The organism is Neobacillus cucumis (assembly GCF_023715505.1).
On record NZ_JAMBOH010000003.1, the window covers coordinates 320,130 to 346,862 of the forward strand.

Genomic DNA, 26,733 nt, shown 5'->3' on the forward strand with positions numbered 1-26,733 from the left:
CGTCTCTTTATCACTATAACATATCCAGGAAAGTTGTAAAGAATTATTCCTTTAGGACCACATTTTTTGAACCTAGAATGCTTCTTAGTTTCTCCATGACATGCGGTTCGGATTTTACCCTGTATTGGTCACCTAACCTTATCGTTTTTCGTTTTTCTTCATAGTGAAGAACAACAGGGATGTTTCCTTTATTTTCTCGCAAAATCTTATTTATTTTTTGCAGTGATTCCTCATCCCTTATGCCAGTTGAAATTTTTAAATATAAAACTGGTTGTTGCTTAAAATTGGTGTTTAGCCACTGTTCCATATCAAATACCTGCTGGATGATAAATTGGAGCATGTTCTCTCTCTCTTCAATTCTCCCCTCAAGAATGACAAAGCTGCCTTGTTTTAGTAATCCCTGAAACCTTTTAAAGATATTTGGAAAAGCTACAGCCTCCATTTCACCGCTCGAATCACTTATTGTTAAAAAGGACATCGAATCTCCCTTTTTTGTACGAATCGATTTCATGGCCGAAATATAAACACCTGAAAAAGCCCTTTTCATTTCCGGGTTTAATTGAAATAACAGCGAGGCTCCGCTGGCTTTCAGCCTTTTTTCATAAATGGAAATGGGATGGTCAGAAAGGTAAAAACCAAGTGCTTCTTTCTCAAAGGTCAATTTATTCTCGAGACTAATGGGATCCACATGAACGTATTTCGGCTTTGGAATCATGTCATCATCAAATAAGGCAAATTGATCAGCGTCATCCGATTTAAAGATTTGAGCATGTTCGATAGCTACATCCAAACTGGCTAAAAGAACAGCACGATCTTCGCCAAATTCATCAAAGGCACCGGAATGTACTAGAAATTCAAGTGTTTTTCGGTTTACTGCTTTAGAAGAAACCCTGATACAAAAATCAAATAAATCATCAAATCTCTTCCGCTTCCTGGCTTGAAATATCTCCTTTAAGGCAGCACCGCCGACATTTTTAATGGCTGCCAGACTATAGCGGATACCGCTTCTTTCAACCTTAAAGGAGTATTTACTTTGATTAATCGATGGAGGAAGGACCAGAATCTCCTTTTGCCTCGTTTCCATGATATATTGAGCAATTTTTGTATCATTTCCAATGGCTGTGGTAAGGAGCCCAGCCATAAAATGAACAGGAAAATTTGCTTTTAAAAATGCCAGCTGATAGGCAATCATACTATAGGCGACAGCATGGCTTCTATTAAATCCATAGTTTGCAAATCGGACAATTAAATCATATATTTCATTCGCCAATTCTTCCGTATATCCTTTTTTTATGGCTCCTTGGACAAAGTGATAGCGCTCCTTGTCCAACACCTCTTTTTGTTTTTTCCCAACTGCTCTCCGCAGAAGATCCGCTTCACCGAGTGAAAAACCGGCCATTTTAGAAGCAATCTGCATAATTTGCTCTTGGTACACAATAACCCCATATGTATTCTCTAAGATAGGCTCTAAATCAGGGTGGGGATAATCAACATCCGCCCTGCCATGTTTTCGGTCAATATAGAGAGGAATGTTTTCCATAGGCCCCGGGCGATACAAGGCATTTACTGCCACGATATCTTCAAATCGTGACGGCTTTAACCTCGTCAACACCTTCCTCATTCCCTCCGATTCAAGCTGAAAGATCCCTGTGGTTTCACCCCGTGCAAGTAATTCAAAGGTGTTGGTGTCTACTAGCGGCACTTGCTTAATGTCAACCTTCTTTCCCGATTCTCGATAAATAGAATTTAAAATGGTTTCAATCAGTGAAAGATTTCGGAGACCAAGAAAGTCCATTTTTAGTAAACCAATCTCCTCAAGGTGTTCCATTGAATATTGGGTTAAGTACACATTTCCCGATCCTCGTTGAATCGGGATTAATTCCACTAGCTGCTTCTCACTAAGGACCACACCGGCAGCATGTGTGGAAGTGTGGCGAGGAAGCCCTTCAAGCTTGAGAGCTGTCTCAAAAAGTCTTTGATTTAGCGGTGTATCCTTCACAAACCTTCTTAATGGCTCTGATTCTTTAAATGCGGCTTCCAAATCAATCCCTAAGCGGGATGGAACCAATCTTGATAAATACTCCAATTCTTTTGTATTTAAGCCAAACGCTCTGCCGACATCCCTTAAAGCCGCTTTTGCAGCGAGCGTTCCAAACGTAACGATTTGGGCGACATGCATTTCCCCATATTTTTTTGCGACGTAATCGATAACCTCGTCACGGCGGTGATCAGGAAAGTCTATATCAATATCAGGCATCGATACCCTTTCAGGATTTAAAAAACGCTCAAATAATAGATTATGTTCAATCGGATCTACATCTGTGATATACAGTACATAAGCGACAAGCGAACCTGCCGCCGAGCCCCGCCCGGGTCCAGTTAAAATATTATGATCGCGGGCATATCTCATAAAATCCCAAACAATTAAAAAATAGTTGCTAAACTTCATTCGTTTAATCACGGCAAGTTCAAATTGCAATCGGTCTAAATATTCCTTGCCAGGGTTAGGAAAGCGTTCGAACAATCCTTTTTGGCACAGTTGATCAAGAAATTCCTCAGCGGGAATTCCATTATCGTTTGGAAATGTTGGTAAATATGTTTTATTAAGTTCGATATTTACCGTACAACGTTCTGCTATTTTCAGGGAGTTTTCCAAAACTTCTGGAAGTACTGAAAAACTATCGACCATTTCCTTGGCACTCTTCAAATAAAACTGGTCGCTATCTAGTTTTTCTCTATGCTCATCCTGGAGTTTATCACCATTTTTAATGGCTAATAAACATTCGTGCGCGAAGGTATCTTCTTTTTCTAAATAATGTACTCTGTTTGTGGCTACCAGCGGAATGTTTTCTTCCTTAGAAATGTCAAGAAACTGTTTAAATATCTTGACTTCATCTTCCAACTGATGCTGTTGAACCGATAAGAAAAAGCTGCCATTCCCGAATATGTAGTCGAGTTTACGGATTAAGCTTCTTGCATATTCCTGATTCCCGTTCAAAAGTGATTGTTCAATTTCCCCTTCTAAACCTGGAGAAATCGCGATAAGCCCCTGTGCATAAGACTTCAGCCATTTAAACGGGATTCCATTTTTGGATTTTGTTTGAACAGCGCTTGATATTTTTAATAGGTTTTTAAATCCTTCTTCTGTTTCGGCAAGTAATACAAGTGGGTAAGCGGCATTTTCCGACCTTTCACTTTCCACATCTACGGTTAAACCAATGATCGGTTTAAGGTTTTTTTTCTTACAAAGTTTATAAAATTCAATCGTTCCGTACATTACATTTCGATCCGTTAAGGCAAGGGCACTAAATCCCTTACTTATAGCATTTTCAATTAAATTTGGTATAGATGCCGTACTTGTCAACAAGCTATAGGCACTATACACCTGGAGGTGAATAAAAGACATAATGTCACACCGTTTCTTAAAAAAATTTCATTAATTTAATTATAGAGCTTAAGACGAAAAAAAGAAAATATGTTCTTATTTACAGAAAAGCGAAAGCGCCTTGCACAGGGGCGACAGGCATAAGACGAGCCGGCGAGAAGGCTGCTCTTTAGCCTTCTTGACGGGTTGGCTTATGACCCCGAGCCCCTAGGCGCTGCAGCTAGACAATTCAGAAAAGCGGAAGCGCCTTAAATGATGGTTATTTTTTTGCTAACTCATATTCCCAGACTCTTGTCCATATAAATGAATATAACTATTTATAAGGGCGGTTTGCTCATGAAAGAAATTGGTTTTTTTCCTGCTTTTATTGAGGGCTACTTTATAGCGCTAGGAGTCGTGCTTGGCGGTTCCTTAATTGGTGGAATTGCTTCATTCCTAACCGGACAGCCCCCACTTACCACAGTCTACCGGCTATCCTCCGCACTCAGGATTTGGGCAATCGTTTCAGCGATTGGCGGAACATTCGATGCGGTTTACACCTTTGAAAGAGGCCTATTCAATGCGGATACAAAAGATCTTTTCAAACAACTATTACTTATCCTTTCTGCCCTAGGCGGTGCCCAGACAGGGGCTCTCATCATTAATTGGTTAACCCAGGAGCATATATCGTCATGAGGGTCCCGCAATTATACAAGAGACCCGGCTGGCAGCGTTTTTTTGCCGGAACAGCGGTTGGAGGAGCGATTAGCTGGTGTATCTTTCTATATATTTACGGTGTTTGGCAGGAAGAAAACACGGAGTTAATTCAAAAACAGCAGAAACAGATTGTTGACTTAAATAATGAGAAAAAGATATGGCAGGATGAGTATAAGGAAATTAATCGGCGTAAGATTGAACAGCTAACGGTTCAGAAGATTAATATTAAAATTACAAATGCCGAAAAATATAAGTTAGACTCGTTGAGTGTGCTTGAAACTGAAGATTCTGTCCATGATGACATCAGTATGATGCTTGCTAAGGATATTGACACGGTTTATAAAAGTAAAGACTTAATAAAAAAAATTATTGAAAACAAACAAGTAAAAATCAATGATAAAAGATATAAATTAAAAGTGAAAGAAATGGTGATTTATACAAACTTAACAATCCAACTAGAAATTGATTTTGAATGAGAAAAGCGGAAGCGCCTTGATCTGGGAAAAAAGCAGTTCATTTTTCCTAGGGGCGACAGGCATAGGACGAGCCGGCGAGAAGGCTGCTTTTTAGCCTTCTAAACGGATTGGCTTATGACCCCAGGCCCAAGGCGCTGCAGCTAGACAAACGGCCCTGAAAGCGGGCCGTTTTATTTTAGCAGTCTATTTTGTATAGGCCTCGCAAACTTTCCCTAATTCATTAACGACTTGTTCCACTTCGTCCCATGAATAAATGGTTGCACCCGAAGCAAGTGGATGTCCGCCGCCGTTAAATTTCCTGGCGACCACATTTATAACAGGTCCCTTTGAACGGAGTCTTACCCGGATTTGTTTCTCTTCCTCAATGAAAAAGACCCACGCTTTGATGCCTTTTACATCCCCGAGTGTGCCAACAAGCAAGGATGCTTCAGCAGGTCTTGCGTTATACTCAGTGAGTAATTCTTTCGTAATCATAACAGAAGCCACACCGTTGGGCTGTAGTTCAAAGTTTTGCAAAATATAACCTTGTAATTTAATGATCTTAGGATCTAATTCGTACATTTGGTCAAAAAGTTCAGTACGGGAAAAATTGTAATGAATTAATTCACCTGCATAAGCAAATGTCTTTTCAGTCGAGCTTGGAAATAAAAATCTTCCCGTGTCGCCAACAATTCCCGCAAACAATAGTCTTGCCGCTTCGTCATTCATTTTCAAGCCCAATTGTTTACCTTTTAGATAAAATTCATAGATCATTTCACTGCAGGAACTTGCGTTAGTGTCGACCCATAGCAAGTCACCATAGGGCTCCATGTTTGGGTGATGATCAATTTTAATTAATTTATCGCCTAAATTGTAGCGGCGGTCATCAATTCTTTCCTGATTAGCTGTATCACAAACAATCACCAATGCCCCTTTATAAACCTCATCCTCAATCACATCAAGCCGGCGCAGGAAATTTAGCGTTGGCTCCTCTTGACCTACGGCAAAGATTTTTTTCTCCGGAAAGGATTCCTTTAAAATAGCTGTTAATCCGCCTTGTGAACCGTATGCATCGGGGTCTGGACGGACATGACGATGAACAATAATTGTTTCATATTGCTTAATCGCATTTAAAATTTCTTCAATCATGAACACTGCTCCTTATGTACCAATTATGGCTTTTTTTATCAATCCACGCTAAAATAATAGATGACTTCTAGAAATTTGGGGGATTGAATAATGTTTGTACTCGTTGTATTGATTGTCGTTTTATTTGCTTTCTACTTATTTTATAAAACAAAATACTTTAGAAGCAACCGTCAAGTTGAAAAGAAATGGCTTTCCGCAAAATCAAATATTGCTCTAGGCCTTTTTGTCTGCTTATTTGGCATTAATCATCTTTTCTTTATATCTGAGACTACCACATCATACATTATTGCATCCATCTTTACTATTTATGGTGCTTACTTCAGCTGGATTGGCTTCAAAAAATATAAGCACTATCTGCCCTTTGCGATCGAAGAGGCTAAGAGTCTTGAAGCCCAAAAATAAGTTGAGCCGCTTCTTTTTTGAGAGAAGCGGCTTTCTTGTTAATAGTTTTAATTTCGATCAATTAACTGACACATCATCATTGCTTTGCCAACCAACACACCATCATTAAAAACCTCAACATCCACTTTTCCAAATTTACGGCCTACTTCAAGTATTTTAGGAACAATTTCCAAAGTACTCTCCATTTGAACCGGTTTTAGAAAGTAAATCGTCATATTTTCTACAACCAAATCACCTTTTTTATAGCTGCGCAAGACCCGATTTGCCGCGTCAGATACAATTGTAGTGAATACTCCATAAGAAATCGTTCCAAGATGATTGGTCATTTGAGGAGTTACTACACAGGAATAGACTTCTTCTCCTTTAGCTTTCCCTTGGACTAAGACCATTTGGTTGGTAATGATATCGTCTATTGTTTCACCAACCTGCGGCTGACGCTGATTCATTTGTAGTGCCTTTAATACATCTTGACGACTAATAATACCTTCGAGACGATTGGAATCATCGGTAACAGGCAGGACCTCAATCCCTTCCCAGACCATAGTATGAGCTGTTGAGGCGACACTTGTTTTTCCGTTCACGGTCATCGGATTTTTTGTCATGATTTTTTCAATCGGAGTATCTAATTCTTGGCCTAGTATATCTTTACTAGTGGCCATTCCTTGAATTTTCATGTTTTGGTCGACAACAGGGTAGCGGCTATGAGTCGTTTTTTGATTTAACTCATGCCACTTGGACACTTTATCTGATGTTTTGAGATAATAGGTATCCTCAAGATGTGTTAAAATGTCTTCTACCAGGATGATTTCTTTTTTGATTAATTGGTCATAGATGGCGCGGTTAATCATCGTAGCTACCGTGAAGGTATCATAACTAGTTGAAATGACCGGCAATTCCAGTTTGTCTGCGAGCTTTTTCACATGGTCTTCAGAATCAAATCCACCTGTAATTAAAACAGCCGCTCCTGCTTTTAAAGCAAGCTCATGTGCCTGTGTCCGGTTACCAACAATCAGAAGGTTACCCGCTTCCGTGTAGCGCATCATGGCTTCTAGTTTCATGGCACCAATCACGAACTTATTAAGTGTTTTATGTAAACCCGTTCTTCCGCCTAATACCTGCCCGTCAACAATATTTACAACTTCTGCAAATGTCAGTTTTTCGATATTTTCTTTCTTCTTTCGTTCAATCCGAATCGTTCCGACCCGTTCGATTGTGCTGACATACCCTTTATTTTCAGCTTCTTTTATCGCTCTATAGGCCGTTCCTTCACTTACGGTCATCGCCCTGGCGATTTGCCGCACTGATATTTTTTCCCCTATTGGAAGTCCATCAATGTATTGCAAAATTTGTTCATGCTTAGTAGCCAAAGCCTTCACCCTTTATGGTTTGAATTCCAATTCATCCAGTCTTAAACCGGAATAATGTCTATTTTTCATTATAAAGTGTTGAATGCCTTGATTCAATGCGGTTTCTCACAATTTAAAAGAGGAAAGCGCCTTCTTTACAGGCGCTTTAAGGAGCTAGAGCTAAATTTTAATAAATTAATAGTAAGACCGGGACTTTTTCTTTAATCGTCCTGACTGCATTTTTCGGACTGTTTTCTTTGGACTGTAGAGAAGTCCAGTTAGATTGCCTGCAATCACAATTAAAGCAAACGCCAGCCATGTTAAGGAAAATATCCCTGGTGCCCCGTCAAGGTTCACGGACAATCTGGGTACAGCGAAATAGAGCATAACCCCCGCAAGCAATAAGCAAAGTAAATATCGGTTCTTTTTCATCTACATTTCCTCCCTAAAAGACTGCTTGTTTATTTTTATGCTAGCGGAAGGAAAAAAAGTATGTGAAAACCTCTAAACAATTAAATTTCTATTGCCTCACCCGGTGTTAGTACAAGTCCATTAATATTGGAAAGCATTTCAATAAACTGATTAGGATCTTGTTTAATTGGCGGGAAGGTATTGTAATGGATTGGAACCACTGTTTTAGCTTTCAACAGTTCAGCCGCATAGGCAGCATCTTCCGGACCCATTGTAAAGTTATCACCTATCGGCAGGAAGGCAAGGTCGATTGGATGACGCTCACCAATTAATTTCATATCAGAGAAAAGAGCTGTATCACCCGCGTGGTAAATGGTCTTCCCTTCACTCATAAGGAGGATTCCAGCCGGCATCCCGCAATAAACAATTTGATTATCATTTGTTGTATAGCTTGAACCGTGGAAAGCCTGAGTCAGCTTTATTCTTCCAAACTCAAATTGATAGGAGCCACCAATATGCATACCATGTGTTTTTACTCCCTGCCAGCTTAAAAAAGTAGACAGTTCGTCCGTTGCCACCACAAGTGCATCATTCCTTTTGGCAAGCTCCACTGTATCCCCGACATGGTCATTATGGCCATGCGATAAAATGATTACATCGGCTTTTACGTCCTCCACCCTTAAATCGGTTAATGAGTTACCTGTAATAAACGGGTCAATAATGATATTTTTTCCTTGCGTGTTAATTTGAACAACTGAATGCCCATGATATGATACTTTCATTCTTAACAACTCCTTTTTATCGTTCTATTTATGTCTTCCATAAGAATTTAAGAATTCCTTCTTACTTTATACCCATAACCGTCTCTTTTTAGAGCATGATAGGTTTGGATAGTTTACTTTTACGATTAATCTTGTTACGCTCAAATTGGTTTTGATTTTAAGGTAATGGGGGTCCCCTAATCATGAAACAACGATTAGTTAAGCTTCAAACTTGGATGAAGGAAAATGAAATTGAAGTCAGCTTTCTAACATCTTCAGAAAATGTCTTTTATTTAAGCGGCTATTATACCGATCCGCATGAGAGACTGCTGGCACTTGCTGTATTCCAGGAAGAGGAGCCATTCTTGGTTTGCCCTTCAATGGAGGTGCCCGATGCAAAACGTTCTGGCTGGGAGCATGATATCATCGGCTACAGCGACATTGAAAATCCGTGGGAAATGATTCTAAACTCGATTAACAAAAGAATCCATCATGTTTTGAAGGCTGCGATTGAAAAAGAACATATGAACGTTGAACGTTACGAACGACTTTTAAGCTTGTTTCCACATGCTTCGTTCGTATCTGCAGAAGAAAAATTACGTATGCTTCGCATGATTAAAGATGCACAGGAATTAAAAATCATTGAAGAAGCTTGTGTACTGGCTGATTACGCTGTTCAGTTCGGTGTTAGTGAAATAAAGGAAGGAAAAACAGAACTCGATGTGCTTAATGCATTGGAGTACGCCCTTAAACAAAAGGGTGTGACTGAAATGTCGTTTTCAACCATGGTTCTTACTGGTGCTAACGCAGCTTCTCCTCACGGTACACCAGGAGAAACTAAAATTAAGAAAGGCGACCTTGTTTTGTTCGATTTAGGGGTTGTGGTTGACCGTTATTGCTCTGATATTACGAGAACCGTTGCTTATGGAGATATTAACGATAAGCAAAAGGAAATCTATGATACGGTCTTAAAAGCCCAACTCGCTGCGATAAACGCAAGTAAGCCTGGTGTCAGCGCTGCAGAAGTGGACCTTACTGCCCGGCGAATTATTTCAAATGCCGGATACGGAGAATTTTTCCCACATCGCTTAGGCCATGGTCTTGGGATTAGTGTTCATGAATATCCATCATTAACGGAGACAAACCCTTTAATAATTGAAGAGGGAATGGTTTACACCATCGAACCGGGTATCTATGTACCAGAGGTTGCTGGCGTCCGAATTGAGGATGATGTATTTATCACTTCGGATGGAGCAAAAATACTAACTAAGTTCCCAAAAGAACTGCAAATTATTAAATAAATTTGGGACTTTTTTACATTGAATTCCACCAAGATTTGATGTATTATAACAATACAAGCTGCGTTGTACGTAATCATAATAAAGTTTTAACCTTTAAGCTGTAAAAGGGAGTTTAACTATCGAAGCCGAAATGACATGCCTCTGTCTATAAGACTTGGAGGACACGCAGGAACGCTTCTGAGAACACCCACTTTGAGGAGTGGTGGTTTAAAACTTTCTTATATCTCTACGGCAAATGCGGCTACATAATTGCTTTAAAAAACCAGCTTTCTAGTGAAGCTGGTTTTCCTATTTAGAAAAATGCGACCGCCTTGGTCAGCCCCGATATAGGGCGATTAGTCTTTGGCCAGCGAAAGCAAGGCGAAAGACTAGTCGCCCTTAAGGCGTACAAAAAGCTTTAGCTTTCTGTAGCCAAGCTAAAAATAAAAGACGAGCCGGCCGAAAGGTTGCTCTTTAACCTCTTGAACGGATTGACCAGACGACTGCCCTGGGACTCTAGGATAAGACAGCCTCTGCAAGAAGGCGCTTTTTGCCTTCTTCAGGGGATGGCTAGACTTGGTCCCAAGGAGCCACAACTGGATAAGCTTGTGACCTCGAGGGGCTAGGCGCTGGAGCTGGACAATTCTCTAGGTAAAAACTTTTATACTTTCATACCTATGTAAAATGAAGAGGCTGAGGCCTCTTCTTTTAATTTTGTTCCAGTAATTTCCTTGTATCAAAAGCACTCAAACCTTGTGCTTCTGCAACTGCTGGGTAAGTTACATAGCTTCCAAGGGTATTAACCCCTTTTAACAAAGCCTCATTTTCTATGCATGCTTTTTTATAGCCTTTATTTGCAATCTGGAGTGCATAAGGAACTGTTACATTTGTTAGGGCGATGGTTGATGTCCTAGGGACAGCGCCAGGCATATTCGCAACAGCATAATGGACAACTCCGTGCTTCACATATGTTGGATGATCATGAGTTGTAATTCGGTCGGTTGTCTCAAAAATTCCTCCTTGGTCAATCGCTATATCGACGACAACACTTCCTTCTGTCATGGATCGAATCATTTCCTCTGTTACGAGTTTGGGAGCTTTTGCTCCAGGGATTAGTACAGCACCAATGACTAAATCTGATTCTTTCACGGCTTCAGCAATATTTAAGGGATTAGACATGAGGGTCGTAACATCCGAACCAAAAATATCATCTAATTGACGGAGGCGATCTGGATTCACATCAATAATGGTGACTTTTGCTCCTAGTCCAATCGCCATTTTGGCCGCATTTGTACCGGCAACCCCGCCGCCTATTATGGTGACTTTTCCTCTTTGTACCCCAGGAACACCTGAAAGCAGGATCCCCTTACCCCCGTAGACCTTTTCTAGGAATTGTGCACCAATTTGCGGGGCCATCCTTCCAGCAACCTCACTCATGGGTGTAAGTAATGGCAGACTATGGTTAGCAAGTTGAACCGTTTCATAGGCAATACCAATTACTTTGTGGTCCATCAATGCTTTGGTTAGCTCCGGTTCAGGCGCAAGATGTAAATATGTAAATAATATTAACCCTTCACGGAAATATTGATATTCACTTGGGAGTGGTTCTTTTACCTTCATAACCATGTCCATAGACCAAGCCTCACTTGCTGTTTCCACGATTTGTGCCCCATGAGAGCGGTAATCTTCGTCTAAAAAGCCGGAGCCGAGTCCTGCACCTTTTTCTATCATTACTTCATGTCCATATTTTACGAGATTAACAACTCCTGACGGTGTCATGGCAATACGATTTTCATTATTTTTTATCTCTTTCGGTACTCCAATCCGCATTGTGCTAACCCCCAAAGTTATTTAATCGTTGGAAAAAATAGATACTATACTATATCCTTATATGTAAAAAATGTAACCAAAATTATGAAATAGCATTTATTTTATTTGAATTAGGACCTCAAGGCTTAAAGTGGTTAAGAGCCTTGCCAGAAGGCAAAGCTCAGGCACAATGATTTAGTAAAAGTAAGGGTAAGGATAATAAGGATAAGCATATGGGTAGTAATATGGATAACCATAACCATAGGCAAATGGGGCAGTTAATAATGCACCTGCTGCCAAGCCTCCTAAAAACGGCAGCCCGAAACCTCCAAATCCCCAGCCCCAAGGTCTACCAAAGCCGAAACCGAATGGTCTGCCAAAACCAAAGCCGAATGGACGGCCAAAACCGAATCCGAACGGGCGACCAAACCCGAACCCGAATGGGCGGCCAAACCCGAACCCGAATGGGCGGCCAAACCCGAACCCGAATGGGCGGCCAAACCCGAACCCGAATGGGCGGCCAAAATGACCGAAGCCGCCAAAATGACCGAACCCATGGTGAAGTCTTTCATCTCCCGTATTTATTCCATACATTTCAGTTGTCATTATTCTTTCTCCTCTTTAGCTAGTTTTTTAACCCTGTTTTTTTTTTTTTTAAACAAAGAATGGGAAGCCTCCGAAGAATGGAACACCAAAGCCAAAGCCGAAAGGTACTCCAAAGCCAAAGCCAAATGGCGGTCCAAAGAATGGACGACCAAATCCCCAGCCCCAAGGTCTGCCCCAGCCAAAGCCACCCCACAAACGTGAATCTTGATTTCCATGTTGAGGGATTTGTTCAAACTGCATATAATTTGGGGCAGAAGCCATATACATTTGATTATTCATATTTTTCCTCCTCTTTTTATAGTTGACACACTAAAGAATATGCATGTTTATTTATAAACTCTTGGGTAAATGCCCTTTACTTCTGAATTTTCAAGGACATATGACTAGTACTATTCCTAGGACTAGAATCCAATAGAAAAAGCTGCCTAATATTAGACAGCTTATCCCTAATTAAAATTCTAGTTTATTCCTCTACAGCTGAAAAATCACTGCTGTCTGCAAGTGCCGTTCCTTCCCCTATAAAGCCGGTATTATAGGAGTTCAATATCTGCTGGCTTACCTCCATTGTTCCTTTTTCATCAAATTCAAACGTATACTTATTCTTTGATTCTCTTTCCATCACTTTCATGCCCCCTTTGGATATGTTACTTCATTTATTGTTCGAAAAATTGAAACAATTATTCATTGTTAAATATTGTATAATCAAGGTGAGGAGATGATAATCATGGGACTTAAATATCGAAATATTTTAGTCGCTATTGATGGGTCAAAGGAAGCAGATTGGGCATTTCAAAAAGGGATAGAAATTGCCAAACGAAATGGTGCACGTATGATATTAGTACATGTAATCGATACAAGGTCGTTTGCCTTAATTGAAGCATATGATACCGCTATTGGCGATCAAGCAGAAAAGCAGGCAAAGGAACTGCTCGAAAAATCAACAACAAGCTGTTGAAGCAGGAATAACAAACGTTCAATATGAGATTGAATACGGCTCCCCTAAAATATGTATTCCTAGAGATATAGCCAAAAAACATCATGTTGATTTAATCCTCTGTGGGGCTACCGGTATGAATATGGTTGAAAGGTTCATTATTGGAAGTGTTTCTGAACATATCACTCGCTACGCTCCTTGTGATGTTCTTGTCGTTCGAACAATAAAACATGCAGAATAACCATATAGACTATTAAAGCACGGAGCTAATTGCCCCGTGCTTTTCGTTTAAAATTTCATATATTATCGTGAATGATCACTCTATCTATAGTACAATAAGAACAATTATCTTAAGATGGTGCCTGACACCATTTCTACTGTATACAAATTGAAATATAGGAGGCAGACACATGATGGATCATTTTTATTTTGATGAACGGCTTGGGATCCATGTGCCGGATCTAGGGCTTGAGTGGGATGAATATAGCAAGGAAACGCAGCAGTATATTTTACTCCATTGGGAACAGATTCGCGGATCTATTCCAGATCGAATTGCGGAACTTGAGCAGGAAATAAACCTTAAACAAGATAAACTCTCAGATGAAAGTGACTTTCCTCGTTCTTGTAGGTTGAATACGGAAATAGCTGAACTGGCTTCGATTATCAATGATTTATGGCTGTGGTACCGTGCAAATCAAACCGTTTCTACAAAGGTCCATCAATAAACAATAAAACTCCCTCTGTCAGGGAGTTTTTCTATTTATAGGTCTTTTTTTATCTCTCTGACCACATGCCCAATCTCAGGCAGGATTAATTTACTCATGGCCAATTTCACCGCACCAGTAGAGCCCGGAGTAGAAAATACCGCTTTGTCTTTAACTACACCTGCTATGGCTCTGGATAGGATAGCTGCGGAACCGATATCCTCTTGGTAACTCAGCATGCGAAATAATTCCCCAAAGCCGACAATTTCTTTCTCTAGCAGACCGTCAACGGTTTCAATCGTTACATCCCGCTTGGCAATCCCGGTCCCGCCATTAGTCAAAATAACATCAATATCCTCTCTGTCACAGCCTTTAAGAATTTCGGCCTGAATCGGAGCCGTTTCATCTTTTACAATACAATAATCAACAATTTTATGCCCTGCACCTTCAAGCATCTCCATCATTAGCTTGCCGCTTTTGTCTGTTTCCTGATTTCTAGTGTCACTGACAGTAATGATCTTACATCTTACTGCCTTCGGCGCTTCCTTTTTATGTTCTTCGCTACTCATCGTATGACTCCTCTTTTTCCTTTAGATATCGCAATTGATAGTACTTATGGGCAAAATCGGTTACTTTCCGGGTTAATTGATAATTCGTCCCAGCCCCAATGGCCATACTGACAAGTGGTATACCTTGAATTGCCCGTTTTCGGAACAGCATAATCACCATTGCTTTAAATAGCTGCTGAACCGGCCGCTCTAACCAGGTAATATCAGTAATTTTCTCATTTCCCTCATAGAAATATAACTCTTCATGTGCCTCTAGTTCTGCCATTAAGGAAGCCCAGCCTTCTTTTTGGATTCTTGGCGGCAATGTGGCGGTATGGAATACTTTTAAAGAAGTCATCATTTCAAATGGAGTATTCACCTCAAATCCATAGGTCATAGCAATCAATTGAACCACCCGTAAATTTATTACTGCCATTGCAGGAATATCTGCCCCTAACAGAAGTGTACCTCCCGTCCCAGAGAGTCCGCCTTGGGCAAAGGAATAGAGGCGATGCTTGGCAATTTGCTGCTCCGCTATGTATTGCAATTGGTCAATATCCAACTGTCGTAAGTCCGCGATTTTCTCAATATCTTTTTTGAAGATTCTGCCTGATGTAAGGATTCTTTCCTTTGCATCCATTTGAAACTGTGACCCTTGTATAATACTGTGTAAATGAAATAACCAACCGTCAATCAAGTAGAAAAACTGCCTTTGAACTTTTTCTGGCAATAAGGAAAAAGAACGTTCCAAATACTTTTCATATAGTAATTGAAAATCATTTGCTTCGTAATTTAATAAGTTATTTTCCCATGAGCGTATTTCATTTAACACTACTGTTTCACGGTCTGTCAATGGCAATGGTAATCCCTCCTGCTCATTGTTTCTTTTTCCAGTATATCACATCAAAACAGGACTGAAAAAAGGCAAAAGCCGTTAACAACAGCTTTTGCCTTTTTCTAATTTCTTAGTTCAATAAAAAACTAATTTTTAACCTTATTGAGCTAAACGAACCACATCACGGGCAATCATAACCTCTTCATTTGTAGGTATAATTATTACTTTAACTGGTGAATGAGGATAGTTGATAAATGCTTCTTCGCCTCTTACCTTATTTAAAGCAGGATCCCAATAAACGCCCATAAATTCTAATCCTTTTAAAATACGTTCTCTAATCGGGTCACTATTTTCACCAATACCGGCAGTGAAAATAATCGCATCTACGCCACACATACGAGCAGCATAAGAACCGATATATTTATGAATACGATTTGCAAACACATCCAATGCTAGCTCTGCACGCTCATTTCCTTTGTTAGCTTCACCAATAATATCCCGAAGATCACTTGAAAAACCAGAAACAGCTAACATACCACTCTTTTTATTTAACACTTCAAGCACTTCTTCAGCTGTTTGATTCGTTTTCTCCATGATATAAGGAATAAGCGCTGGGTCAATGTTCCCTGAACGGGTACCCATGGTTACACCTGCCAGCGGTGTAAATCCCATAGATGTGTCAATGGACTTGCCGCCTTCAATCGCAGCAATACTTGCTCCATTTCCTAGGTGACAGGAGAGTAAACGAAGCTGTTCAATCGGGCGGCCTAATAATTCTGCTGCACGTTGGGATACATATTTATGGCTTGTGCCATGAAAACCGTATTTACGGATGCCATATTTTTTATAGTATTCGTACGGCAAGCTATATAGGAAAGAGCTCTCAGGCATTGTTTGATGAAATGCTGTATCGAACACTGCAACTGCCGGTACATTAGGCAGAACTTGTTTGAATGCTTTAATACCAGTGGCATTTGCCGGATTATGCAATGGAGCTAATTCTGATAATTCTTCAATTTTAGCTAAAACTTCATCAGTAATTACAGCTGAATCGTTAAAAGTTTCTCCTCCGTGCACAACACGATGGCCAATTCCTTCAATTTCGTTGAGAGACTTGATAATCCCCAGTGTAGTTAATTTATCTAACAGCATTTTAACAGCTACTTCATGATCTGGAATATCAATGATTTCCTGAATTTTTTCGCCATTAGCCGTAATATTAAAAATCGAATCATTTAGGCCTATTCTTTCAATAAGTCCTTTCGTGATTACTTCTTCGCTCGGCATTTCAAATAACTGAAATTTCAACGAAGAACTTCCTGCATTGATTGCAATAACTTTTGCCATTTAGAACGCTCCTTTTATATAACAACATCGACTTGTAATTATTTATGTTTTAATACACCTTTATTTTGTGCAAACCGACCCTGTTTATCTCCCTCAATTTTTCATTTAATCATTGTAGATAGGACATTTCAAGGAATAATTAATATGATACCGATTACATTACAAATGTTCATATATTCACAAATTTCTTAATTCGAATAAAAACAAAATAAAGGATAAAATAGGGTATCTCCCCTATTTTATCCTTTATTTTCTTGAAACCACTTTTCCATTTTTGTTAGGATCTTATCCATCTCAAAGGCGTTTGAAAGACTCGGTAGATTCACAAGCAATGCCTGTTTAGGGGGTTGGATGTGGTCCCCCTTCTTTTGTAAAATCAAAATACTTTTGGCTGAACTCTTATTTTTAAAAATGCTTGTTGGTAGTTGAAGCAGACCTTGAATATATAAATGGTCCTTTATATATTCATGCAGCAGCGGCGCCTGTTCACTTTCAAAAAGACCATTAGGAACTAAGAAAAACAGATATCCTCCTGGGTTGGTATGCCGGACACTTTGTTCGATAAACAGGTGATGGGAATAAGAATGGCCCGTATCCGATTTCAATTGGTAGTCGGCCGCTCTTACATCATTCGGATAGTATCCAATAGGTAAATCAGCAATTACTGCATCAACGGGGTCAATAAATAAAGATTCTAAGCTGTCTTGATTAAAAAACTGAATAGGATGTCCCTGCAGGTTTGCATTCACATAAGCAAGCTTTATCAGGATATCATCAATCTCTACACCAATGGAGCTGATTTGTTTACGAGAATGATTGATGACCGTTGTTAAAAGATTTCCTGTTCCTACAGCCGGGTCGAGGAGACGAAAGGATGGTTTCTGCATAAATTTCTCAACTAAGTAACCAACGAGCATCCCTACAGAATCGGGAGTCATTTGATGATTCGGCTGCACGTTTTCCTTCATTCCTTTTAAAATCACTAACTGAAAGGCTTTGCGGATGTCTTCATTTGAATAGTTGTCCAAACTAAGCTCGCTATATTGTTTCTTAAGCCTCTTTACAGTTAATTCACTTAACTCTTCCTGCAGGATAGCACCTTGAAATAAGTTCTCACCGGTTTCGGCAAGCGCCTCAAGATAACTGCAGGCTAATTCCTCTTGTAAAATAAGGGCTGTTTCATTAAATAATGTAAATAACTCTTCTACTGGAGAAATGTTCATTGTTTCCCTCCATTACTAAATTTCCTTATTCATTCTATACGAGTATGTATTTTTTAAACAAGTAAAAAGACCTCGTAATTTCACGAGGCCCTTAGTTATATTATTTTGCGTTTCTTGCTGCTTCAAGTGCTGCTTCATAATTTGGATGGTTAGTTGCTTCACTGACATATTCCACATAGACAACTGTATCACTTGAATCTACTACGAAAACAGCACGAGTTAAAAGTCTTAACTCTTGAATCGCGACTCCATATGCTTCACCAAAAGAAAGATCACGATGGTCTGATAAAGTTTGAACATTTTCAATTCCAGCAGCGGCACACCAGCGCTTTTGAGCAAATGGTAAGTCTACGCTTACTGTTAAGATTTTAACATTACCTAAGCTATTTGCTTCTTCATTAAAACGACGTGTTTCTGCATCACAAACACCTGTATCTAGGGAAGGTACTGATGTGATTAAACGAACTTGTCCCTTAGTATCATTTAGAGTTACCTCTGATAAGTCATTAGCAAGGACAGTGAAATTTGGAGCCTTATCGCCCACTTTTACCTCATTGCCAAGAAGAGTAATTTGATTCCCTTTAAATGTAACATTTGCCATTCTAATTCATCCTCCTTTGTTGTATTAAAGCCTTCGTTCAAGACGAATGAACTTTAATTATGTACAGTGTTAATATATCTTTTCAAAACTATTTTTGCAATTATTTGAACTAGAGAAATTTGGTTTTTATTTGAATGCCTAATGTGAAACAGTGATTACAAAAGAAAAAGTTAACCTTCCTAAATCTAGGAAGATTAACTTTTTTGCTTATAATTCTAAATCTACTTTTGGCTGCTGTTGCTGAGATTGTTGTGTCTGCTGTTGGGATTGCTGCTGCTTACCCCCATCTTTTTTCGAGAACATTTGCTGTATTTTATCAACAGCCTGAGGAGCTAGCTCGAGAATTTTCTCATATAAATGAGTGCTTTCGTCTAAATGAAGCATTTTTACACCTTGAGAATTTACAATTAGAAAAGCGATAGGAGTAATAGACACACCGCCGCCGCTTCCTCCGCCAAATGGAAGTTTAGGCTGCCCTTGTCCTTCTTTATCACCACTATCTTGTTTATTAAACTCACTGCCTCCTGCAGCAAATCCAAATCCAACCTTTGATACTGTTAAAATAACACTTCCGTCTGGGGTTTCTACCGGATCACCAATAATCGTATTAACATCAATCATTTCTTTTAAGCTTTCCATTGCGGTTGTCATCAAACCTTGTATTGGATGGTCAGACATAGGTTTTATCCTCCTCTATGAAACGGATTTAGTTTTTTCTTCTTGAAAATCTGATTTGCCTTTTAGGCGCGGTTTCCCGCCCTTCCAGAATTTAATCAGTTTTAATCCTGCGAGAATAGCATGCCCGATTCGAAACTGAAACATACATGTTAACCTTGTATGGATAACAGCCGCCTGAAAATGCGGAGTAACCGTTAATTGAGGCATTTCTTTTAACCTCATATAATGGCTGAGGAGTCCGATAATCCCTCCTTTAATAGCCCATAAGGCTCCAGTCATCATCCCCGTATAGGCTGCATCACCAACACCCATTAAGGTTTGCCACTCAAAGTTTTTAATTGTAACCTTTTGTAAAAACTTTTTAACTATTACATTCATCCCAAAAACCTTATGCAACATATATTTTACGGACTGAAGTTTACTTAAAAAATCATCCTGGTTTAATTGATTAACATCCGTTTCGGTGTCTTCATCAGCTGTGTCTCCAAAATGTGATTTGCTTTTCACAACAATGCTTGGAGAGTCATCATCAACTTTAATTACAGGTACCTTTATTCTGTATCTGATTAAGCCAAACCATACACGTAACTCTATTTTTAAATCGTCGTTATCGTTAAAATGAGAATAATAAATATAGATTGTCAACTTTGTAAAAATAATGAATAGGAATAAGACCAAAATGATAAGCAGAGTGAGGAGCAGCCAAAACATTTTCTCACATCCTTTCAGCCAATTATTATTTGCATTTATGAAAAAAATAAACCTACCATCAAGATGTAGATTGGTTTAGGGGATTAACTTGCATGTTCAACATAAGTAACAGTTTAACCTACTTTTATATTGTTTCTAAAAAATGCTAAACTAACATCAGACATTTTAATTTCAACAAAGTTATTGCATCTCTTTTTAAGATCTTAGGGGGACAGAACATGGATATCAGACGGAATATTTATTTCTATCACAAACGGGATGATGATTTACTTTTAAAAATGGCACCCCTGTTAGAACTTGCGAAACGCTACGATTTTACTATTGTAGATGATTATCGAAAGGCTAATATTATTGCCAGTGTTGGGGATGATGGCACATTTTTGCAAGCGATTAGAAAAACAGGCTTTCGGGAGGATTGCCTTTATATGGGCATTTCAGTCATGGATAGTCTGAGTATGTATTGTGATTTTCGCATTAATGATACATCAAAAATGATAGAAGCGATTACCACAAGCACACAATTAAAGGTTCGTCGTTATCCGACCATTGAGGTAACTGTCGATGGGCAAAGTACATTTCGTTGTTTAAATGAATTCAGTATCAGATCAGCCATTATTAAAACACTTGTGATCGATGTATTCATTGATGGGCTTCATCTAGAAACATTTCGCGGTGATGGATTAATTGTGGCTACCCCAACTGGTAGTACGGCTTATAATAAATCAGTTAGCGGCTCTATTGTGGACCCGCTGCTCTCCTGCATGCAAGTTAGTGAGGTGGCATCTGTGAATACTAATCAGTATCGAACACTTGGTGCTTCCTTTATCGTTGGAAGTGAACGTACACTAACCTTAAGAGTCATTTCCGAAGGGAATGACCACCCTACAATGGGGATGGATAATGAGGCTTTAAGTATCCGTCACGTGGAAACCATTCAAATTAAAATTAATGATAACAAAATAAAAACCTTAAAATTAAAAGATAACTCTTTCTGGAATAAAGTTAAACGAACCTTTTTATAAAAAGGCCCTTATCCGCAACTGCCGGATAAGGGCTTTTTCAGTTAAAGTGCAGCTCTGTTTTCGTTTGAAAGCTTAACTTTTCTATGGGTAAACCATTTTGTTTTTGAAAGTGAATAGATGGCTACAGCAGCCCAAATAAACATAAAGGATAACAATTGTATTTTAGAAAAATGCTCATCATAGACAAATACACCTAAAATCAGTGTTAACGTTGGTGAAATATATTGCAGGAAGCCCAGTAAAGAAAGTGGTATCTTTTGAGCTCCTTTTGCAAAATAAAGCAGCGGAATCGCAGTAGCTGCACCTGCACCTATCAATAATAAATCCGTTTCCCAACCGGCGGTAAATAAGAAATTAGATTGATTTAGGAATAAGTAAATCATATAAATAGCAGCAATTGGTGCAAGCACCATAGTCTCTAACGTTAAACCCACCGACGATTCCACATTAATCATCTTTTTAGCAAGCCCATACAAACCAAAGGATAAAGCAAGAGTTATTGCAATCCATGGAAATACACCATGTGAAATAGTTATAATAACTACTCCAATTGCAGCCAAAATAAATGATACAAGTTGCACAACCGTTAATTTTTCTTTAAGGACAATCATGCCAAGTAAGATACTAATAAGCGGATTAATATAGTAGCCCAGACTGGCCTCAATCATATGGCCGCTATTAACTGCCCAAATATAGACGAACCAATTAACGCTAATTAATAACGAGGCAATGGTTAGGGCATACATCTGTTTTTTATTCTCCGTAAAACCTTTCAAGGTATAAATAAATAAACTCCATTTATTTGTTATGACTAGAACAAGCACCATAAATATAAACGACCAAAAAATCCGGTTTGCAAGGATTTCCTTCGCATTTACTTGTTCTATAAGTTTCCAATAAATCGGCAGTAATCCCCAAAGAAAATAAGAAAAGCCGGCATGGACCGCTCCCATCTTTGCATCTGTATTTTTCATCTGTCTTCCGATCCCCTTAATGTTTCTATTTTCGAAATATCTTTATTATACATCTTAAATAATAAATTAGAAGACCTTTTTGATTGCGCACTTATTCCAGTTTAAGTCAAATGAAAGAGAGTGGGAGGTAAACCTCCACACTCTCTGTAGCCATTTTATTCAATTTGATTAACGAGAAAATCCGCCGCCTAATTGTTGTTCAGCCATAGAAACTAGACGCTTAGTGATTTCACCACCAACAGAACCGTTAGCACGTGAAGTAGTGTCAGCACCAAGGTTTACACCAAATTCTTGAGCAATCTCATATTTCATTTGATCAAGAGCTTGTTCAACACCAGGAACTAATAAGTTGTTATTGTTGTTTGCCATGTGATATCACCTCCTTGTGAGTATAGAATGTGTAGAAACTGTAAAGTTCATTCTATAATCCAATTGGTAATTGTTCACAAAAATTTCATATTTTGTTTATTAAAATAATGAATTAAATTCTGAGTTTTGCTCTTCAGGTTGAATGACAAGAGTTTCAACCTGTTGGACTGCATCATTAATTAGAGGGGTAAAGTCAAAATAACTTTCATAATGCTGAACTTTCTCCCGACGTGGTTTTGTTTTAGGAGAGGCAGGAACAAAGATTGTGCAGCAGTCCTCAAAAGGTCTATTCGATATTTCGAGAGTATCTATTTCTTGCGCGATTTTGATTATATCCGTTTTGTCCATCATAATCAATGGACGGAGAATGGGGGTGTTCGTCACCTCATTAATCGTAAACATACTTTCTAAGGTTTGGCTCGCTACCTGACCAAGGCTCTCACCCGTAATAACCGCTAGCCCCTCCTGTTTAATCCGAATTTCATCGGCAATTCGAAGCATCATTCTTCTAGTCGAAGTCATTGAATAATTTTCAGGAATTTGTTCGCGAACAGCCTGTTGGACACTGGTAAAAGGGACTATATGAAGCTTGATACTGCTTCCATAAATTTTTGCAAGCTTCTTAGTAAGATCTACTACCTTTTCTTTCGAACGTTCACTTGTAAATGGAGGGCTATGAAAATGGATCGCTTCAATTTCTAATCCTCGTTTCATTGCCAGGTAACCGGCAACAGGGCTATCAATTCCTCCAGACAACATGAGCATTGCTCTTCCATTCGAGCCAATCGGCATTCCGCCAGCACCTGGAATCGTTTCACACGATAAATATATTGCGTCTTCTCTGACTTCTATTCGTAAATTGATATCCGGATTCTTTACATCTACACGAAGTCCAGAGATATTCTGAAGTAAAAAGCCGCCAATCGTTCGGTTGATTCCATCTGTATTTAACTCGAATGTTTTATCTGAACGCTTTGGTGTAACTTTAAAGGTCTGCCCTTCCTTATAATGTGACCTTACGAAATCCAATGCTGAGTTTTTTAGAGCCTCAACATTTCTTTCCACCTTAATCACCGGACTAAAGGATTGAATCCCAAAGATATGCTTTAGTTTTTCGATAATTTCTATTCCATTCTCCCCATTTAATAAAACATACATCCGGTCCCGGCTCGCCTCTATTTTAATATTTGGAAAAGGTACCAGGGCAATTTTCACGCTATTTCTAAGCTTCTCAACAAACTTATGGCGATTTCGTCCCTTTGTGGATATTTCACCATAACGTATTAAAATACGGTCATAATTCATTTATTTCATAACCTTTCGTAATTGGTTTGCACACTTTTTAATCGCAGTAATGGCTGCTCTCGCCTCTTGTTCTGTATTATCAAAAGTGAGGCTTATTCGAATCGAGCTATCCGCTAATTTTTCCGCAATCCCCATTGCAAGCAGTGTTTTGCTTGGTGATTTTTTCTTTGACGAACAGGCACTTGTCGTGGAAACGAACACACCTTCCTGTTCCAATGCATGAATAAATACTTCCGATTTTATTCCTTCTAGTGAAAAATTTAATATATTGGGTGCCGCCCCTTCGAGCGGTGTATGGATATTTACACCTTCTATTTCATTTAATTCTTTCCGCAGCATGGACTGGATTTTTTTCATGTTCGTGATTCCAAGCTCACTTTTACCCATTGTGATTCTTAAGGCCTTTGCGAGCGCAACGAATCCCGCCACATTTTCCGTACCACTGCGCAGCCTGCGCTCTTGATTGCCGCCTGACAATAAGGGTGCAAGTCTTGCTCCTTCTCGGACAAACAATACACCCGTCCCTTTTAAACCGTGGAATTTATGAGCTGATAACGAACAAAAATCAACCCTGTTCTTGTACAAGGACAACGAAACTTTTCCAATTGCCTGAACAGAATCGACGTGAAATAAAATGTTGGGATGTTTTTTCAACAGTTCCCCAATTTCAGCAATCGGCTGTATGGTCCCAACTTCATTATTAACCTGCATGATGGATATTAATATGGTATCTTTCCGAATTGCTTTATCTATATCATCAACTGAGACTCTTCCATTTTGGTCTACTGGCAAGTACGTAATGTCAAACCCTTCCCCGGAAAGCTGGTCCATTACTGCCAAAACAGATGCATGTTCGACACTTGAGGTAATGATATGCCGCCCTTTATTTTTGTTTAATTGAGCAGCCCCTTTAATGGCCATATTATTACTCTCTGTACCTCCTGAGGTAAAATATATTTCAGCCGGCCTTACCTTTAGCAGGTTTGCCACCTGGTCCCTAGCCTGTGTCAGCAGTCTTTCTGCCTGTCCTCCTATACTATGCAATGAGGAAGGATTGCCAAAATATTCACTTGAAACCGTCATAAAGGACTCTAAAACTTCTTTATATGGTTTAGTTGTTGCACTATTATCAAAATAAATCAAGTTGTGATCTCCTCCCCGCCCAGACACTTAACAAAAATAAATCTTATCATATTTAGGTTCATTTGAAAAAGAAGAACAAAAGCGCAAGCGCCTTGATCAGCCCCGACAAGCATAAGACGCTCAGGGAAAGAAGGCGTTCTTTGCCTTCATTCCTTGAGTGGCTGTAGACCATCGAGTGGCTAGGCGCTGGAGCTGGACGTCGAAAGTCCCTTTTTTAACTGTTATCCACAAGCGAAAATTTTAAAATTTCCTAAACGAGCGAAAAAACCGATTCAAGCCTTATGGCTGAATCGGTTTCTTCTCAAACCTATTCCGTTACAGTTGCTGCTTTTATTTTCTTTAATGCCTGTGGATCAATTCCTTCAAGTGAAGCTGCGACCTGTTCTAATGCTTCCTGGTAATCATAATGCCTAAAAGCATCTTCCGCATCTGCTAAGCCTTTAGCAATTGATGGGTACTGGCTGCGATAGCGATTTCCATACTGAATTGCTTTTTCGGCTAGTGTAACATTTTCAATTAACTCATAAGTAGTTGTCACAAGCTTATTAACTGTTAACACAGCAACTTCTAGGTATTGATTAAGAGCCGAGACATTAAGTGGCTTTTCTTCAAGCTGGTAACGTACGTTTTGGATGCTTTCGTTTGTATCTTCGAATAGAAATTGGTAATCTGCCGGCAAACCAGGAACATTGTTTTTCTTCACAATCCGAATGGTTTCGGCTACTTTTTTTGTTAATTCTTTCACTTTTTCCCGCGCTTCGATTTCATCTTTTCGTAAAGCTTGAAGTTTTAAGGCAAAGGCCTTCTGTCCTTCGCGAATGACATCCAGCTGATCTTTAATTAAATTCAGTTCATTGCTAAGTGCCGTTTGTGCTGTGTCATTCATCTTCAATTTTTCAACTAATATTTCATAGTGCTTATAGACAGTGGATAACTCTTTTTCAAGCTGCCTCTGAGTTTCAAAATCACTATCAGACAATTGATAGGTTTGTTGAACTGCAAACACCTCATTTGATAGCTCCTTATTCTCTTTTTGGGCAGAAGCTAAAAGCTCATAAGCTGCTTTTTCGTTCTTAATCACAAAATGTTTAGCGTGAACTTCTTGTTCCAAAAGATCAAAGAGGACATCAATTCGATCTTTTATTTCTTTGACGCCTTCCTCTGCTTGATCGATTTCAGCTGTTTCAATCAACATTAAAATTCCAGCCAGCTTTTCTTCTAAACGTTTAATTTCTTGCTCAACATTAATGTGATCTAAATAGTAATCTTGGCCAATCATTTCTCGGTGTCCCTCTAAACAATCAGATAACAGATTTGGGAGTAATGATTGGCACTCAATTAACATCTGCGGAATTATATTCATATGGTGTTTGATCGTTCCAAGCTGACTATGTATAAGTAAAACGACTTCGCGAGCTTCTAAATAATTTCCTAGACTGGTTTTCTCATCAAATACTTGGAAATGTTGCGCAACTTCGTTTAAGCGCAATTCTAAGTGTTTTTCTGCATTGCCAAAGCTATGTCGGTGAGCAAGAAGCATTTTTTTTGCTTCACGGTATTTCTCTTTTAATTCCTCTATTTCAACTCGGTTTTTTTCCTCACTGCCAACCAGCTCGTGTAATTCATCCAATATATTCTTTATTTCAGTTTCAGTTTCCTGCAATTTGGCATCAATTGCTCGTTGTACCTCTTTCGCCTTTCTAAAGCGGTACCGGTCAATATATTCTTCCGCATCAAAAAGCATTTCTTCTAATTCAGGGAGCCTTACGGTAACAACATCATCCCACTGGTTCCGCCAGCGTTCAAACAGCTCCTCTGTTTGGCCTGTCATATTTAACCGCTTTACTTTAGACATTTCATCCAGTATTGGTCGATTAAATAAATCTATTTTCCATGCTTCAAGTCGATCCATTTCTTTAAAGTACTTTTTCTTTATTAAATATCCCCATACAAACAAGGCTAGTATGAGGATGAAAAATCCAATGAAATACTTCACAAGTAAGCCTCCTATTTCAAACAACATTGATTCGAATTCATCT

General features: G+C 39.1%; 27 protein-coding genes, 1 other RNA gene and 1 pseudogene. 8 read left to right on the top strand and 21 right to left on the bottom strand.

The features are described from left to right. Positions 1 to 43: 43 nt before the first annotated feature. Positions 44 to 3,406, bottom strand: a complete 3,363-nt coding sequence (gene dnaE, locus M3226_RS06705) for a DNA polymerase III subunit alpha (RefSeq protein ID WP_251563755.1) — start codon at positions 3,404 to 3,406, stop codon at positions 44 to 46. Positions 3,407 to 3,721: 315 nt separating this feature from the next. On the opposite strand from dnaE, the gene M3226_RS06710 reads away from it, so the two are divergent. Continuing rightward, a complete protein-coding gene (locus M3226_RS06710; protein ID WP_098532796.1) occupies positions 3,722 to 4,060 on the top strand; it encodes a YtrH family sporulation protein in 339 nt (112 codons plus the stop codon). Continuing rightward, complete coding sequence (ytrI, locus tag M3226_RS06715; RefSeq protein ID WP_251563757.1) at positions 4,057 to 4,557, top strand: sporulation membrane protein YtrI; 501 nt, start codon at positions 4,057 to 4,059, stop codon at positions 4,555 to 4,557. Before M3226_RS06710 ends, ytrI begins: the two co-directional genes overlap by 4 nt. A 183-nt stretch (positions 4,558 to 4,740) precedes the next feature. Here the strand turns inward: ytrI and M3226_RS06720 are convergent, their stop codons facing one another. Then, positions 4,741 to 5,685: a DHH family phosphoesterase gene (locus M3226_RS06720; RefSeq protein ID WP_251563759.1), complete on the bottom strand. Its 945-nt coding sequence runs from the start codon at positions 5,683 to 5,685 to the stop codon at positions 4,741 to 4,743. 90 nt (positions 5,686 to 5,775) lie between these two features. Here M3226_RS06720 and M3226_RS06725 point away from each other — a divergent pair, with 90 nt between their 5' ends. Then, complete coding sequence (locus M3226_RS06725; protein WP_251563761.1) at positions 5,776 to 6,087, top strand: YtpI family protein; 312 nt, start codon at positions 5,776 to 5,778, stop codon at positions 6,085 to 6,087. Between the two features lie 47 nt (positions 6,088 to 6,134). Here M3226_RS06725 and M3226_RS06730 read toward each other — a convergent pair whose 3' ends face one another. The 3 genes from M3226_RS06730 to M3226_RS06740 form a co-directional block, all read right to left on the bottom strand. Next, positions 6,135 to 7,454 carry a CBS domain-containing protein gene (locus M3226_RS06730; protein WP_251563763.1) on the bottom strand — a complete coding sequence of 440 codons (1,320 nt, stop codon included), beginning with the start codon at positions 7,452 to 7,454 and terminating at the stop codon, positions 6,135 to 6,137. A 174-nt stretch (positions 7,455 to 7,628) separates the two neighbouring features. After that, positions 7,629 to 7,865, bottom strand: a complete 237-nt coding sequence (locus M3226_RS06735) for a hypothetical protein (RefSeq protein WP_098532806.1) — start codon at positions 7,863 to 7,865, stop codon at positions 7,629 to 7,631. Between the two features lie 80 nt (positions 7,866 to 7,945). Beyond that, positions 7,946 to 8,626: a metal-dependent hydrolase gene (locus M3226_RS06740; RefSeq protein ID WP_251563766.1), complete on the bottom strand. Its 681-nt coding sequence runs from the start codon at positions 8,624 to 8,626 to the stop codon at positions 7,946 to 7,948. A 182-nt stretch (positions 8,627 to 8,808) separates the two neighbouring features. Between M3226_RS06740 and M3226_RS06745 the strand changes: the two genes are divergently transcribed. Beyond that, positions 8,809 to 9,906, top strand: a complete 1,098-nt coding sequence (locus M3226_RS06745) for a M24 family metallopeptidase (protein WP_251563768.1) — start codon at positions 8,809 to 8,811, stop codon at positions 9,904 to 9,906. A 52-nt stretch (positions 9,907 to 9,958) separates the two neighbouring features. Continuing rightward, positions 9,959 to 10,154: non-coding RNA, 6S RNA (gene ssrS, locus M3226_RS06750), on the top strand. A gap of 439 nt (positions 10,155 to 10,593) precedes the next feature. On the opposite strand, the gene ald is transcribed toward ssrS, so the two are convergent. From ald to M3226_RS06770, 4 genes are all read right to left on the bottom strand, one after another. After that, positions 10,594 to 11,715 carry an alanine dehydrogenase gene (gene ald, locus M3226_RS06755; protein WP_251563770.1) on the bottom strand — a complete coding sequence of 374 codons (1,122 nt, stop codon included), beginning with the start codon at positions 11,713 to 11,715 and terminating at the stop codon, positions 10,594 to 10,596. A gap of 174 nt (positions 11,716 to 11,889) precedes the next feature. After that, entirely contained in the window at positions 11,890 to 12,300 is a 411-nt protein-coding gene (locus M3226_RS06760; RefSeq protein WP_251563772.1) for a hypothetical protein, read from the bottom strand. 48 nt (positions 12,301 to 12,348) lie between these two features. After that, complete coding sequence (locus tag M3226_RS06765) at positions 12,349 to 12,579, bottom strand: hypothetical protein (protein WP_251563774.1); 231 nt, start codon at positions 12,577 to 12,579, stop codon at positions 12,349 to 12,351. A gap of 184 nt (positions 12,580 to 12,763) precedes the next feature. Next, positions 12,764 to 12,922, bottom strand: a complete 159-nt coding sequence (locus M3226_RS06770; RefSeq protein WP_251563776.1) for a hypothetical protein — start codon at positions 12,920 to 12,922, stop codon at positions 12,764 to 12,766. A 102-nt stretch (positions 12,923 to 13,024) separates the two neighbouring features. On the opposite strand from M3226_RS06770, the pseudogene M3226_RS06775 reads away from it, so the two are divergent. Both M3226_RS06775 and M3226_RS06780 read left to right on the top strand, forming a co-directional pair. Continuing rightward, a pseudogene (locus M3226_RS06775) lies at positions 13,025 to 13,475 on the top strand (universal stress protein). A gap of 169 nt (positions 13,476 to 13,644) precedes the next feature. Further along, entirely contained in the window at positions 13,645 to 13,959 is a 315-nt protein-coding gene (locus tag M3226_RS06780) for a hypothetical protein (RefSeq protein WP_251563778.1), read from the top strand. A 35-nt stretch (positions 13,960 to 13,994) separates the two neighbouring features. Here the strand turns inward: M3226_RS06780 and M3226_RS06785 are convergent, their stop codons facing one another. The 7 genes from M3226_RS06785 to M3226_RS06815 all read right to left on the bottom strand — a co-directional run bounded on the left by M3226_RS06785 (position 13,995) and on the right by M3226_RS06815 (position 19,881). Continuing rightward, a complete protein-coding gene (locus tag M3226_RS06785) occupies positions 13,995 to 14,507 on the bottom strand; it encodes a MogA/MoaB family molybdenum cofactor biosynthesis protein (RefSeq protein WP_251563780.1) in 513 nt (170 codons plus the stop codon). Beyond that, positions 14,500 to 15,345 (bottom strand): EcsC family protein, encoded by an 846-nt coding sequence (locus tag M3226_RS06790; protein ID WP_251563782.1) that lies wholly within the window; start codon positions 15,343 to 15,345, stop codon positions 14,500 to 14,502. The genes M3226_RS06785 and M3226_RS06790 overlap by 8 nt, the downstream gene beginning before the upstream one ends. 135 nt (positions 15,346 to 15,480) lie before the next feature. Further along, positions 15,481 to 16,668 carry an acetate kinase gene (locus M3226_RS06795; RefSeq protein ID WP_251563783.1) on the bottom strand — a complete coding sequence of 396 codons (1,188 nt, stop codon included), beginning with the start codon at positions 16,666 to 16,668 and terminating at the stop codon, positions 15,481 to 15,483. A gap of 239 nt (positions 16,669 to 16,907) precedes the next feature. Next, positions 16,908 to 17,891: a class I SAM-dependent methyltransferase gene (locus M3226_RS06800; RefSeq protein ID WP_251563785.1), complete on the bottom strand. Its 984-nt coding sequence runs from the start codon at positions 17,889 to 17,891 to the stop codon at positions 16,908 to 16,910. Between the two features lie 100 nt (positions 17,892 to 17,991). Beyond that, positions 17,992 to 18,492, bottom strand: coding sequence for a thiol peroxidase (gene tpx, locus M3226_RS06805; protein ID WP_251563787.1), 501 nt, complete (start codon positions 18,490 to 18,492; stop codon positions 17,992 to 17,994). Between the two features lie 207 nt (positions 18,493 to 18,699). Continuing rightward, positions 18,700 to 19,170 (bottom strand): GerW family sporulation protein, encoded by a 471-nt coding sequence (gene ytfJ, locus M3226_RS06810; RefSeq protein ID WP_251563789.1) that lies wholly within the window; start codon positions 19,168 to 19,170, stop codon positions 18,700 to 18,702. A 15-nt stretch (positions 19,171 to 19,185) separates the two neighbouring features. Then, complete coding sequence (locus M3226_RS06815) at positions 19,186 to 19,881, bottom strand: DUF2953 domain-containing protein (protein ID WP_251563792.1); 696 nt, start codon at positions 19,879 to 19,881, stop codon at positions 19,186 to 19,188. A gap of 218 nt (positions 19,882 to 20,099) precedes the next feature. Between M3226_RS06815 and M3226_RS06820 the strand changes: the two genes are divergently transcribed. Then, positions 20,100 to 20,903, top strand: a complete 804-nt coding sequence (locus tag M3226_RS06820) for an NAD kinase (protein WP_251563794.1) — start codon at positions 20,100 to 20,102, stop codon at positions 20,901 to 20,903. Between the two features lie 41 nt (positions 20,904 to 20,944). On the opposite strand, the gene rarD is transcribed toward M3226_RS06820, so the two are convergent. The 5 genes from rarD to ezrA form a co-directional block, all read right to left on the bottom strand. Continuing rightward, entirely contained in the window at positions 20,945 to 21,877 is a 933-nt protein-coding gene (gene rarD / locus M3226_RS06825; RefSeq protein ID WP_251563796.1) for an EamA family transporter RarD, read from the bottom strand. A 168-nt stretch (positions 21,878 to 22,045) separates the two neighbouring features. Then, complete coding sequence (locus M3226_RS06830) at positions 22,046 to 22,246, bottom strand: alpha/beta-type small acid-soluble spore protein (RefSeq protein ID WP_251563798.1); 201 nt, start codon at positions 22,244 to 22,246, stop codon at positions 22,046 to 22,048. A gap of 99 nt (positions 22,247 to 22,345) precedes the next feature. Further along, a complete protein-coding gene (thiI, locus tag M3226_RS06835) occupies positions 22,346 to 23,551 on the bottom strand; it encodes a tRNA uracil 4-sulfurtransferase ThiI (protein WP_251563800.1) in 1,206 nt (401 codons plus the stop codon). Then, positions 23,552 to 24,694 (bottom strand): cysteine desulfurase family protein, encoded by a 1,143-nt coding sequence (locus M3226_RS06840; protein WP_251563802.1) that lies wholly within the window; start codon positions 24,692 to 24,694, stop codon positions 23,552 to 23,554. It abuts the gene before it with no gap. Between the two features lie 307 nt (positions 24,695 to 25,001). Next, positions 25,002 to 26,690, bottom strand: coding sequence for a septation ring formation regulator EzrA (ezrA, locus tag M3226_RS06845; RefSeq protein WP_251563804.1), 1,689 nt, complete (start codon positions 26,688 to 26,690; stop codon positions 25,002 to 25,004). Positions 26,691 to 26,733: the final 43 nt, after the last annotated feature.